The following is a 13,102-nucleotide window of genomic DNA, read 5'->3' as shown; positions in this document are numbered from 1 at the left end:
TAGATCCATTGAATAAGGTTTAGGCATTTCTCTACCTCCATATATTTTGTTGGAGAAAAATATACAACTTTATCAATAATATTTTAAATAACTATAATGCCTAGCTCAGCCATTCCTTCACTGAAAAGATTTTAAACAGGCTCTTAGAATAAGATAACAGCTTATTTACATTATCTAGCGTGTTAGGTATTTTGATTCTCCTTAATTTCTGAATAATAAAGCTCTTTTTTGCTATTGCTCTTCTTTATGCTGTTTGTTAACCTTAATCCCATCTAAACAAGGCTCTAAGGAGTTGTTCTAAATGGATGCAGATTTAAAAAAAACTTTAAGTAAAATTGCTAATGCAGTGCGTTCTCTTTCCATGGAAGCGGTTCAAAAAGCGAATTCTGGACATCCTGGGCTTCCTATGGGCTGTGCGGAGTTTGGGGCTTTTTTATATGGATCTCTTCTGCGACATAACCCAAAAAACCCTAAATGGCTCAATCGCGATCGGATAGTTTTATCCGCAGGCCATGGTTCTATGTGGTTATATTCTTTACTGCATTTATCGGGGTTTAATCTTTCTTTAGACGATATTAAAAATTTTCGCCAACTTCATTCTAAAACACCAGGTCATCCAGAATATCATATTACAGATGGTGTAGAAGCTACAACTGGTCCTTTAGGTCAGGGAGTTGGGAATGCTGTTGGTCAAGCGCTTGGACTTAAAATATTAGCAGAGCGATTTAATCGAGATGATTACCCATTATTTACAAGTAAGGTTTATTGCTTAGCTGGAGATGGCTGTATTATGGAAGGGGTTTCTTCTGAGGTAAGCTCTTTTGCGGGACACTTAAGGCTAGATAACCTGGTATTGATCTACGATGCTAATCGAGTAACTTTAGATGGGTTTTTAGCAGAATCATTCTCAGAAGATGTAAAGATGCGTTACGTCGCTTATGGATGGGATGTGTTCGAAATAGATGCTTATGACTTTGATAAGATGGAAGAGATATTTACGCATATTCGCGATCATCAAACAAAACCTTGTTTTATCATGATGCGAACTATTATTGGTAAAGGATCTCCCCACAAAGCAGGAACCTCAAAAGCGCATGGCTCTCCCTTGGGAGCGGAAGAGATTGAAGAGACGAAGAAAGCACTTGGGTTGCCTGAAAAAGATTTTTATGTTCCTCAAGCTGTTTATCAGTTTTTTGAAACAAAACTTGTTAAGTGTGTGGCTTTAGAACAAAAGTGGAAAGAGATGTTTCGTAAATGGTCGGAAGAATACCCAGATCTTTATAAATTGTTTCTTCAAATGGCAGAAAAAAGATTGCCCAATGATTTAGAAGAGAAATTGTGTGCAATTGAAATGAAATCTCCTTTGGCTACTCGTGTAAGTTCACAAGTTGTTTTAAACACTTTAGCAGATTTAATGCCTCAATTAATCGGAGGTTCTGCTGATCTTTCTTCCTCTGATATGACTATGATGAAGAGATTCCCTATTATTGAAAAAGAGCAGTATGCAGGCAGAAACATTAAATATGGAATCAGAGAGTTTGGAATGGCAACAATTGCTACTGGGCTTGCTGAAACAAATATGATTGTTCCTTATGTAGGAACTTTTCTTACCTTTTCTGATTATATGCGTAATGCTATTCGCTTAGCAGCTCTTTCTAGAATTCAAGTGATTTATGTGTTTACACACGATTCTATTTTTTTGGGAGAAGATGGACCAACTCATCAGCCTGTTGAACATTTAGCCTCTCTAAGAGCCATACCTAATATTCATTTGATTCGACCTGCGGATCATTGGGAAGTGAAAATGGCATGGATGGCAGCTCTTCGTTACCGAGGACCTTCTATACTTGTTTTATCGAGACAAGCGTTGTCTCAGCTAGATGTGTGTAATGTGCCTTATGAAGAGGGAATGAGTAAAGGTGCCTATATTATTAAAAAAGAACAAACCAAACCAGATTTCACTTTAATTGCAACAGGATCAGAGGTTTCCTTAGCATTAGAAGTAGCCATTGCTTTGGAAAAAGTAGATAAAGAAGTCAGAGTGATCTCTATGCCTTGCTGGCAGATTTTTGAACTTCAAGATGATGAATATAAAAAAAAGATTATCGGTGGAGATTTAGGAGTAAGAGTAAGTATTGAAGCAGGAGTAAGCTTTGGTTGGTCTAAGTGGATTGGAGCCGAGGGAATCTCTATTAGTATGGAATCTTTTGGAGAATCTGCTCCAATGGGTGATCTAGCTGCTGAATTTGGGTTTACCGTTGATGCTATTTTAAATCGATTGCTGTCATGAATGATCTGCTCCTTAGGGCGCTGCGTTGTGAAAAAGTAGAAAGAGCCCCCATTTGGTTAATGCGACAAGCGGGGCGTTACATGCCCCAATATCAGCTTTTACGTAAAAAATACTCTCTTTGGCAGCTCTTTCATATTCCTGAATTAGCAGCAGAGGTTAGTTATCTACCTATAGACCTTTTAGATGTAGATGCAGCGATCGTTTTCTCAGATATTTTGGTTCTTGCAGAAGGTCTTGGACTTAAATTAGAATTTTCAGATAAAGGCGGACCTCGTATTTATCCCCCCATTCGTACTAAACAGCAAGTAAAGCAATTATCTACTCAGGCAGTTGAAGAAAAACTGACCTTTGTGTTTAAGATATTACAAATTGTAAAAAAACAGATTCAAGTACCTTTAATCGGCTTCTGTGGAGGTCCTTTTACCGTTGCTACCTATTTAATCGATTCTACTAGTAAAGAACCGTTTCTTTATACAAAACAATGGATGGAAAAAGACCCGCAAAGTTTCATGGAGCTTCTTGCTATTTTAACCAAAGCTTCCATTACCTACTTAAAAGCTCAGGTACAAGCAGGTGCTGATGTAGTGCAGGTTTTTGATTCATGGGCGAGTATTCTTTCGGAAGAAGAGTTTCAGCAATTTTGCCTGCCTTTTTTGCATCAAATAGTAAAAGAGCTGCAATTGGTAGTTCCTGTCATTCTCTTTTGTCGTGATTCTAGTATACGTTATGCGCAATTAGCAGATCTTATGCCGACAGCTATTAGTTTAGACTGGCATTTACCTATGAAAGTTTTAAGAGAAAAAATTTCATCTTCTATTGCTCTGCAAGGAAATTTAAGGCCTGAGCTCTTAAAAAAACCTTCTAGTGAAATAGAAAAAGAAGTGAGTTCTTTTCTAAATTCTATGAAAGGAGGTAGGGGATTTATTGCCAACTTAGGACATGGAGTGCTTCCCGATATTCCTTTTGAGAGTGTCAAGTTATTTGTCGATATGGCAAAATCAGCTACCATTTAACAAGCGGAGGCATGGAACATAAAATAGCATCTACGTTGCCACCTGAAAGGAATCCAAATTTTGTACCTCTATCGTACAGCAAGTTAAATTCCACGTAATGAGCACGCATTTCTAGTTGTTTTTGTCTATCCTGGGGTTGATAATCCATCTGTATGCGTTTTGTATAGATTGGCAAAATAGCCTTTAAAAAAGTATCCCCAACCGTTTTCCAGATATGCAGGTCTTTTTCTAGATCTTTTGTTTGATAATGGTCAAAGAAAATACCTCCTACTCCTCTTTCTTTATTTCGATGGGGGATGAAAAAATACTCTTTTGCCTGCTTAGAGAAGAGAGGATAGATCTTTTTGTCTATGGAATCTAGTGCTTTTTGCGTAGTGGTATGAAAATGTAGAGTATCTTCTGGGTAGGTAAATCCCATGGGAGTTAGATCATATCCTCCTCCAAACCAAAAGTTGTTTTGTGTCTGAATAAAACGAATATTGAAATGTGCTGTTGGAGCATGTGGATTTAACATATGGGTAATTAGGCTAATACCGGTTGCAAAAAAGCCCCCATCTGCATCTGCCATGGGAAAGCGATCTCCTTGTATTTCAGACCAGTTTACCGCAGCTTTTTCAAATACTTTTCCGCGTAATAAGCCCATTTCTCCTCCTCCGCTACCTTTTGCATAATTCCAAGGAGTTTTAATAAAAGTGGCTTGAGGTTCAAAGCTTTCAAAAGCTGTAATAAATTTTTTTTGCAATATTTTTAGATGATTGATTATCTCATCTTTTATTTTATCTGGACAATCCTTTATGCTTTTTGTTTGCATAGCTTAAATTTTAAGGTTTATTATGGAGAAAAAGAAGATCATTATTTTAGGAGCGGGTATTTCTGGTTTATCTGCTGCTTGGTATTTAAGCCAAATTTCCTTACCATTAGATATCTTGATTTTAGAAAAATCAAATCGGATAGGAGGCTTATTTCATACAGATCATACAACAGGGTTTCATTTTGAAAAAGGGCCACGTACATTTAAAATAAATCGATGTCCTGCAACTTTACAATTGGCAGAAGAATTAGGTCTCTTAAAAGAAGTGGTTTGGTCGGAAATACCTGTTCATAATCGATATTTGTGGTGGAATGAAAAATTATATAAATTTCCTACAAATCTTATTTCCTTTTTATGGTCTCCTTTAACAAAAGGATTTATTCAAGCATTAATTACAGAATGGAAACGCCCTACTAAACAGGGAGATGAAACCGTTTGGGAATTTGTTTTACGTCGTTTTAATTACGATGTAGCCCAAAGATTATTCGATCCGATGGTTGTAGGAATTTTTGGTGGAGATCCTCGACTCATTTCCATCCAAGCCTTTTTTCCTAAACTCAAAGAATGGGAAGAAGAATATGGGAGCATAACCAAAGGGTTTTTAAAGAATTGGTTGCAAAAAAAAAGAGCACCTAAAAGATTTTCCTATCTTCCAAATGCTCCTTTATCTGCTATATTTTCTTTTCGCGAAGGGGTAGAGCAATTAACCTCTACACTCTTAACTAAGACACCGGCTTCCATTTATTACCAGCATGAAGCACAAGAAATTGTACAAACAGAAAAAAAAGTAGTTGTTAAAACCAATCAAGGAGAATTTGCCGCAGATTATGTATTTTGTGCTCTGCCCGCATTGCAAGCAGGAAATCTTTTTATCAAAGATATGCCATCTCTTGGAAAAGAACTTGTCTCTTTGAAAAGCGAGGGAATTATCATTCTTAACTTTGGATATAAGGAACATGTTTTACCGGTTAAGGGATTTGGGTATTTAATACCTCATTGTACTAGAGAAGATATCTTAGGCGTTGTATTCGATTCTTCTGTTTTAAAACAACATAATAATTATCCTCAGGAAACCCGTCTTACCATTAAACTTAAAGATTTAGGACAATCAGAAGAAGAAGCCATTCAAACCGCGCTTTTAAATATTCGTAAACACTTAAAAATTTCTATGCAGCCAGATGTTGTTTCTTTTAAAAGAGCCCTTTCTGCTATTCCTCAATATACAGTAGGCCACTTAAAAAGAATGGCAAGCCTATATCCTGAATTTCAAAAAAAAATACCCCGGTGTTATTTATTAGGTAATTATTTAATAGGGGTAAGTGTGGATTACTGCATTCGTTGTTCTAAAGAAACAGTGCAGAATTGGCATAAATCTTTAACCGCTTTTTAATTCTTTGATTTCTTCTACTAACATTCTTAAATCATCCGGAGTATGGTGAATATTAATGAAAAGCCGTAGAGTATAAGATCTCTTTTGATGGCAGACCATCCACTGGGAGAGAATTCCTCTTTGCAAAAGGCTTTCCCAAAAATAGCAAAGTTCTTCTTCTTGAGAAAAGTGTAGGCAGATTACATGTGTAGGGGAACTGATGTCATAACCTTGCAATTGTTTTTTTATCCAATGGCATCTCTGTTCTAATTGATACCTTTCCCCTTCTAAAGAAGGGATGAGCTCCAAAGCCATTTCTATGGCACCTAAAGAAGCATAGGTTACACTGGATTCTCGATAAAAAACATTTTTTTTAATGAGGTTTTTAATCCAAGAAGAACAACCAAGAAAAGCCGCATCTGCACTTGCAGAATTGCTTAAAGAGCATAAAATTAAATCGATATCCTCTCGTTTAGCTGCAAGACCTAAGCCTCTATCGCCTTTAACACCAAAAGCTAGCGAATCATCAACAACCAATAAAGCATTGTAGGCTTGAGATAAAGAGGTGATATAATTTAAGTCGGTTAAAGTCCCACTGCCACTACTAATAGATTCACAAAAGATCATTTTAACAGAGCAGATAGATTGCCCTTCTCTTTTTAAAATAGCTTCTAAACTAGCTAAAGAGTTCTGATTATAGGTAAGAATCTTCAAAGGGAAAGTGTAAAGGATTTTACTTAAACCAGGATCTAGATCATCAGCAAGCAGTAAAAGAACATCAGAACTTAATGAAGAGAGCAGATGCCATAGTGCTAAATAACGATTCGAGAAAAAATACAAATAAGGCATGTTGATTAGTTCTGCAATTTTTGTTTCGAGCGTTTTTTGACATTCGATAAAACTCCCTGGGATTTCCGGGTAACAGACTCCATTGCCGTAATGCAATAAATATTTAATCATGTGTTTTTTCAGATCTGGGTGATTAGATAATCCTAAAAAATCTTGAGAAGAAAAATCGAGCATTTTTTTTCCTTGCCAAATCACATGAGTTGGGCTTAAAGGAAGTAATGCGTCTTCTTGGAATACACTTTCTTGCATATCTAATGGATTGCTTTTCATAATCCTCGTTTCAATTTATTTTTTACTATTTTAAAACTTTTCACGTATCGAGGTATAAAATTCAAGAAAAAATTACAGCATAAGAAAATCCAGATGAGAAAAAAACAAGAGGAAGTATTCACAATATTTTTAACAAATACATTTATCATTTACTTATTAAAATTAAAAGATGTTGATCTTAATTATATTTATAATAATAATATAAATTATAAAGCGGTGTTAATATATATATATTAATTTAATAAGAAATTAACAATATTTTATATTGGAATTTTATGATGAAAAAAATGCTGTTTTATCAACTCTAAGAGTTAGATTTCTAGAAAATATTTCTCTTTTAAAAAAAGGATTCCATCCAATTTTAGTCATTATCGTAGTTTTAAAGAGAGCGGGCATAAATCCATCAAATTTGTTACCAAACAGTGTAAAATATTTTTTGTTCTATTTACACAAAAAGTTTCTAAAAAACAGTTATCTTCTTTAACAATTAGATTAAATTTTTATAGGATTATGGGTATTTCAAACATTTCCAATAATTACCCCGATAATTTGGGGTCTCCCTTACAAGAAAGTGGTTCTTTAATAGGAAGAGTTATTACTAAGGTTTATATAACCACAAATTACTTAATCTCTTCTATAGGTTCTGTAACGCAGTCTATACTGTCTAATTTCATATATGTAGGGTCATTGGGGCGATATACATTAGATGATCTAAAAGGTTGTTTTTCTATTAAGGGTTCTCTAGAGAATTCTGATAACAGTTCAAAAACACATGAAGATTTAGCTCAATCCAAGCTTAATAAGCATGGTAGTTTAGGAAATGATGTGCCTAATAAAGATCTAGAAGAAGCCAAATCTAAGCTTAAAAGGTGTAAGAGTAATGTGTCTGTGAATTCTTCTATTTTGAGAAAGTTTCGTTCTCCAGACGCCTCCAATCCTCTTTATCAAGAACTTTATGAAAAAGTAGCAGAAACGCTTACTCTATCCACTCATTCAAAGACTCCCGAGAAAAGGCTTAAGGCAATGGAAAAATCTGTAAATGAACAAGGGTAAATTAAAAATGGCAAGATTAAGTACATTTATTAAAAAAATCAGCTCATTTATTTCTAATCGAAAAAAGAAAACAAATAATCCAATAAACTATTTTAAAGCTCGTTTAATAAAATACTCCAAAAGAAGAAAAACTCTTTGGTTACAAAGAAAGTTCAGAGAGGTTATTGCTTTCTGGAATCCTTCTTAAAAAGCTTCTATTTGAAAGAGGTTTCTACTTCAGAAATAAGTAATATTAATATTTTGTTTGTATAGAAAAGCAAACTAAAAGAGATTTTCAAACTTTTAGTTCTAATGCTTTTTAACTAAAAAAGTTAGCTAATTCAATTAGCTAAAATTTATATATTTGATCTTTTGTTAAAATACATTACGTAGGGCATAAATTTATGAGTAGTACTACTTCAGTTCAGAATTCTCAAGAGGTTAACAGTGCAAATTCTACGCAAGATCTTCAAAAGAGCACCTCTTTGCATGGAAGAGCTTTTCATAAAATTACTGATGGGGGAAAATATATTATCCAGTCTATAAATAAAGTTGCTCAGTCAATATTATCCAAATGCATATATGTAATATCATTTGGGCATTATAATTTAGATAGCCTAAAGAGCTATCTCTTTTCAAGTCAGACCAATTTTGTAGAAGGCAATGAACCAACAAATTCTACCATTTCAGAGAGATCATTGTCACCACCACCACCACCACCACCACCACCACCACCACCACCACCACCACCACCAACAACAACAACAACAACAACACCACCACCACCACCACCACTACAAAAATCGAAATCTAACAATAATTCTACACAGAATTTTCCAAAAGAAGATGAGATCAGTCCTACATTAGAAGGTAGTAATAATCATTTTAGATGCTCATTAAATGAAGATGCTAGTCATGTAGCAAGACAGGAACATTCTGAATCTAGCGATGAAGAACGTAAGAAATTTCCCCCTCCCAATCTCGGACTTAGCCCAAATCTACTTAAGGGAGTTCGTAAGGGTCTGAAAAAAGTAAAAGATTTATTTGAGAACTAATAAACAATCTAAAATTTTAAAGGATTTTAGTCCATGAGATATGATTGTTTGAGAGATATAGCTGGAAATGCTTTTGTTAAGATAGGAATCTATAAATGAGAGCTTTAAAATAAGGGGTTATGCAAGAAGTTCAAAGAAGAAAGTTGCTAAAGATTTTAAACAGGCTCTAAGAGAAGAAAGTCTCTTTAGTTACAAAGAAAATGCAGAGGAGTTATTGCTTTCTGGAATTTTTCTTAAAAGCTTCTATTAAGGGAAGTTTCTACTACAAAAGTAAATTTTGTTTATTATGGAGAAGTTAACTAAAAAAATAGTTAAATATATACTTAGTCTTTTGTTAAAATAAATTACCCAAGGTATGAATGATGAGTAGTATTACTTCGGTGCAGAACCTTCCAGAGATAATCGACAATCCTACGCAAAATCTTCAAAAGAGCACCTTTTTGGGAAGGGCTTTTCATAAAATTTCTGATGCTAGGCAGTATAGTCTTCAGTCTATAAATCATGTTGTTCAATCAATATTATCCAAATGTACATATTTAGTATCATTTGGGTATTATAATTTTGAAGAAGTGCACCCCGAAGAGCACATGCTAAAAAGTTGTTTTGCAAATCTATTTAAAGAACTGCAAAAAAGTGCCCTTTATCAAAGGCAGAAGATCAAGAATAACCCCGAAGTGCGCATTCTAGAAAGTTCTTTTGCAGATGTATTTAAAGAAATGCAAAACAGTGCCCTTTATCAAAGGCAGAAGATCAAGAATAACCCGGAATAACCCGGCTAGAACAGTTATTTAATGACTAACTCACCTTACGCTTTCTAGATGTAGTTTGGTCTTCAGCGTAGGGTGATTAATCCAACATAATATAAGGATGGTTTATGTTAACACAAGAGTTGCATAGTTCATCAACGTCTCTGACTCAATATGATTCGCAAAGTTTTCATGAAAAAGTGAATAAACATTCATTAGCATACACTGCAAAAAAAACAGCAGCAGTAACCGGTATGATATTAGGAGGAGCATCTTTACTAACAGGTTTTATATTAGTCGGAATTGGTACAGGTGGACTGGCTATTCCTATTGCTGCTCCCTTTGTATTAGGTGCTCTTGGAGCTGCAGGCGTTACCAGCTCTGGATGTGTACTTAGTTCTATAAAAGTTAATAGAGCAGCTCAAAAAGTGTTGGTAGCAGCTCATTTAATCGAGCAAGGGACAGGAAACCTAGAGCAGCAACTTAAAGAACAAGGCCCTGTAGCTGCATCTCTTGCAGAAAAACTAGAGAATTTAAAAACTCAAGCAGGAAACTTAGAGAAAACACTAGATCAAGGTGATCAAGGACTAAGGGAAGTAGAGCAAAAGGTAGAACACACTAAAAAGCAAAAAAAAGAATGGGAAAAGGACTTGTATGAGGTACAAAGCTTAACCCATTCTCTAAATGAAGCATTAACAAAGCTTCAAAATCTTTCTACTTCCGATAAAGAAATAAAAACACTAGAAAAGCAGATAGGTAAAATGACTAAAAAGCTAGATCAGCTGAATGAGAATGTACTTCGCATAGAACCAAGTCTTAAGGAGCATAGTAAAGAACTACACCAATTAAAAAAAGACCTTACTTATTTACAAGGGATAAAACTATCCCTCGAACAACCTTCCACAGAATTAGAAAAGATTGCACATTCCATTCGATCAAAAAATAGCAGACCAAGATAAGGAGATTTTTAAGATGAGCATCATTTCTACTGGTTGTCGAGCGCTTTCGGGAATAGTTAATCTGGGTAGACACCTGTCTCCTGCAAGTGGGGCTATGTTAGCAGCAGCAGCAGCTGCTGCTGCTGGCAGCGCCATTCCACCTGTTCCTGGAGCTTTGCTCTTAGGGGGGGCTTTGCTAGGTGCCTACTATAATGCCAAACAAGATATTCAAATTGAAACGTTAAAGAGCAGTTTAAGCAGCATGGATGGTACGCTGCAAAAGCTAGATCATCTTTCACAACAAGTAAAAGATCAAGTGCCAGGTCTTAAAGATGTGTGTAATAAAGTAGATGGTTTAATGCCAAAGGTAGATACGAGGCTTAGCGAGCAAGAAAGGCGTTTAGTTCGAATAGGAAATTCTCTAAAAGCGATCAAAGACTATCAGAATGGATTTACCTCTCTTGGTGGTACTTTAGAAAATCTTCATAAACAGGAAATCCGGCTTGTTGAGCATGTAGGCCATTTTCAAGATCTGACCAATAAGCAACAAGATTTAAGAAAAGGTATGAGCGAACAACTCACTCATTGGGATAGTTTGGCTAAAGAATTAGAGCAATTCGATGGAATGAATCATAAAGGGTTGGTTCAAGAGATTCGTCAAGAGATTCACAATTTGACTCAAGCTGTAAACAAAGCAAATGTGTTAAAGCAAAGAGAAATAGAAGTTGTAGATCAATATAATCGCTCAAATTCCCAAGAACGTGCACAGATAGCTGCTAATTTGGCTTTTCAGCCAAAAGTTTTACATTCCATTCCTTTAATAGGAGATAGAGTTTCTTTAAATCGGCAGATAGGTTAGCGACTTACAATGAGAAGAGGATGAAGTTGATTACTGAGACTATCACCAAATACGTAGCCCCATTTTTTGAGCACGTGTTGGTGAGGGTCTCTTATCTCTTGTTGGTAGAGTGCTTTTTCAGGAGCAAAACTTACAATAAGGAGTTTTAGGTCCTCTAATCCAAAAAGTGAAGGCCACGGAATGGGATAATCTGGAGCTAGAAATAAAACATTTCCTTTTTGGGGGAAAGGAAAATGGGATTTTAATAGTTTGGAAAAGGATAAAGGAATCAACATGCTTCCAGCTAGCGGTTTAATGCAAGAGAGCTCTTCTAAGGCCCAAGTGGTTTGAATGGGAGATGGGAAAATAGCTTTTATGTATTGATCAAAAGCTATTCTTAAGGGAAAGGTATTAAAAAGCTCAGCAATAATCTTAATTAAAGAGCGTTTATGCAGGATTTCTTTGAGCTCTTTGTTATCGCGCCATAGATCATACCCTTGCAGAAAAGAGCTTCCTGAGCCCGTTCTTTTAGCTAGGGTTAGATCGGAGAGCTTTTCTATTTGAGTGATTTTTTCTAGAGGCAATAATCCTTCAATTTCAATAAAACGGTTTTTCTGGAAAAATTCTTTTTGGTCATCTGTTAACACAAGGCGCATAAGTCTATAACTGGTTGATTCGTTTAAGAGCTAAATCTACTTTGTCAGGAGTGGTAAAGGCAGAAAAGCGAACAAATCCTTCGCCGTATTTTCCAAAGCCTACACCTGGAATGCTAATTAAATGGCATTTAATCAAAAGCTCATCGAAAAATTCCCATGAACTTTTCCCTTTAGGGGTTTTTACCCAAATATAGGGGCTATCAATTCCTCCATGGCAGTCAAGTCCTAATTGGATCAAACCCTGTTTTAACGCTTTGGCTTGAGCAAGGTAACTGTTTATTTGCGCTTTTATTTCACTCTGAGCTTGTGGAAGCAAAGTAGCTAAAGCTCCTTTTTGAATAGGATAGGCAACCCCGTTGGATTTGGCAGCCTGTCTTCGATGCCATAAAGTATGCAAAGAGATTTCTTGATCTTCATAGCGCGCTTTAAGAGCTTTAGGAAGGATTGTATAGGAGCAACGCAGACCTGTAAATCCAGCAGATTTAGAAAAGCTGCAAAACTCAATCGCACATTCTTTAGCACCCGGAATTTCAAAAATAGAATGAGGAACGTCTACTGAGTTAATAAATGCTTCATAAGCATGATCAAAAAAGATAACAGCTTTGTGCTTTAAAGCATAATTCACCCAGGTAGCCAGAAGATCTCTATTCATAGCAACGCCTGTCGGATTATTAGGAGAGCATAAATAGATCAGATCACAGGCTTCAGATGGGGGATAGGGATGAAATTGATTGGTTTCTAAACAGGGTAGAGTCATGATTTTGGTTCGGCCTGAAAGAATTGTCGCATCGAGATAGGCGGGATAGGTAGGATCGGGGATTGCTACAATAGAGGATAGAGAAAACAAATCTAGGATATTCGTGATGTCGGTATTGATGCCATCTGAAATAAAAATCTCATCGGGAGTGATTTGTAGGATAGCAAAGTGCGTATTTGCAATGGCTTCTCGTAAAAATAGATAACCATTGCTAGGGCTATATCCTTTTAGGCCTGAGAAGGTTCCCATCTCTAGTACAGCCCGGCTCATTGCTTGGGCTACAGTAGGGACTAAAGGTAGCGCTATATCCCCTATACTTAAATTAATCAATGGATCAGGGGAGATTTTTTTATGCAACGTGGCTATTTTTTCTTCAATTAATGAAAAAATGTATGTGCGTTTTAGACGCTGAAAACAAGAATTAATCGCAACCATGAAAACCCCTAAGATGATATAGTATGTCTGGACTTAATGAAAA

Annotated in this window: 12 protein-coding genes; 8 read left to right on the top strand and 4 right to left on the bottom strand. The window is 35.8% G+C overall.

Features of this window, described 5'->3' with window-relative positions:
• Window positions 1-301 precede the first annotated feature (301 nt).
• Window positions 302-2,290: a transketolase gene (gene tkt, locus RHOW815_RS00950; RefSeq protein WP_215216506.1), complete on the top strand. Its 1,989-nt coding sequence runs from the start codon at window positions 302-304 to the stop codon at window positions 2,288-2,290.
• The gene (gene hemE, locus RHOW815_RS00945; RefSeq protein WP_215216505.1) at window positions 2,287-3,303 is read left to right on the top strand and encodes a uroporphyrinogen decarboxylase; all 1,017 of its coding nucleotides are present in this window, start codon (window positions 2,287-2,289) and stop codon (window positions 3,301-3,303) included. The genes tkt and hemE overlap by 4 nt, the downstream gene beginning before the upstream one ends.
• On the opposite strand, the gene hemF is transcribed toward hemE, so the two are convergent.
• Window positions 3,293-4,114, bottom strand: a complete 822-nt coding sequence (gene hemF, locus RHOW815_RS00940; RefSeq protein WP_215216504.1) for an oxygen-dependent coproporphyrinogen oxidase — start codon at window positions 4,112-4,114, stop codon at window positions 3,293-3,295. The genes hemE and hemF overlap by 11 nt on opposite strands.
• Before the next feature lie 22 nt (window positions 4,115-4,136).
• Here hemF and hemG point away from each other — a divergent pair, with 22 nt between their 5' ends.
• Window positions 4,137-5,504, top strand: coding sequence for a protoporphyrinogen oxidase (gene hemG / locus RHOW815_RS00935; protein WP_215216503.1), 1,368 nt, complete (start codon window positions 4,137-4,139; stop codon window positions 5,502-5,504).
• Here the strand turns inward: hemG and RHOW815_RS00930 are convergent.
• On the bottom strand, window positions 5,490-6,602 hold the full coding sequence (locus tag RHOW815_RS00930; protein ID WP_215216502.1) for an aminotransferase class I/II-fold pyridoxal phosphate-dependent enzyme: 1,113 nt from the start codon (window positions 6,600-6,602) through the stop codon (window positions 5,490-5,492). The genes hemG and RHOW815_RS00930 overlap by 15 nt on opposite strands.
• A 510-nt stretch (window positions 6,603-7,112) precedes the next feature.
• Here RHOW815_RS00930 and RHOW815_RS00925 point away from each other — a divergent pair.
• The 5 genes from RHOW815_RS00925 to RHOW815_RS00905 all read left to right on the top strand — a co-directional run bounded on the left by RHOW815_RS00925 (window position 7,113) and on the right by RHOW815_RS00905 (window position 11,232).
• Window positions 7,113-7,655 carry a hypothetical protein gene (locus RHOW815_RS00925; RefSeq protein WP_215216501.1) on the top strand — a complete coding sequence of 181 codons (543 nt, stop codon included), beginning with the start codon at window positions 7,113-7,115 and terminating at the stop codon, window positions 7,653-7,655.
• Window positions 7,656-8,038: 383 nt separating this feature from the next.
• Window positions 8,039-8,689, top strand: coding sequence for a hypothetical protein (locus RHOW815_RS00920; RefSeq protein WP_215216500.1), 651 nt, complete (start codon window positions 8,039-8,041; stop codon window positions 8,687-8,689).
• Window positions 8,690-9,048: 359 nt separating this feature from the next.
• A complete protein-coding gene (locus tag RHOW815_RS00915) occupies window positions 9,049-9,459 on the top strand; it encodes a hypothetical protein (protein ID WP_215216499.1) in 411 nt (136 codons plus the stop codon).
• 104 nt (window positions 9,460-9,563) lie between these two features.
• Window positions 9,564-10,394, top strand: coding sequence for a hypothetical protein (locus RHOW815_RS00910; RefSeq protein WP_215216498.1), 831 nt, complete (start codon window positions 9,564-9,566; stop codon window positions 10,392-10,394).
• A gap of 13 nt (window positions 10,395-10,407) precedes the next feature.
• Window positions 10,408-11,232 (top strand): hypothetical protein, encoded by an 825-nt coding sequence (locus RHOW815_RS00905; protein WP_215216497.1) that lies wholly within the window; start codon window positions 10,408-10,410, stop codon window positions 11,230-11,232.
• Here RHOW815_RS00905 and RHOW815_RS00900 read toward each other — a convergent pair.
• Together RHOW815_RS00900 and RHOW815_RS00895 are read right to left on the bottom strand one after the other, a co-directional pair.
• Window positions 11,229-11,867, bottom strand: coding sequence for a phytanoyl-CoA dioxygenase family protein (locus RHOW815_RS00900; protein WP_215216496.1), 639 nt, complete (start codon window positions 11,865-11,867; stop codon window positions 11,229-11,231). The two genes, RHOW815_RS00905 and RHOW815_RS00900, sit on opposite strands and share 4 nt — an antisense overlap.
• Before the next feature lie 4 nt (window positions 11,868-11,871).
• Complete coding sequence (locus tag RHOW815_RS00895) at window positions 11,872-13,059, bottom strand: LL-diaminopimelate aminotransferase (protein ID WP_215216495.1); 1,188 nt, start codon at window positions 13,057-13,059, stop codon at window positions 11,872-11,874.
• Between the last annotated feature and the right edge of the window lie 43 nt (window positions 13,060-13,102).

Origin of the sequence: Candidatus Rhabdochlamydia sp. W815 (assembly GCF_018642185.1) — a bacterium.
GTDB classification, from domain to species: domain Bacteria; phylum Chlamydiota; class Chlamydiia; order Chlamydiales; family Rhabdochlamydiaceae; genus Rhabdochlamydia; species Rhabdochlamydia oedothoracis.
The sequence above is the reverse complement of the archived record's forward strand: the minus strand, read 5'-3'. Positions and strand labels throughout refer to the sequence as shown.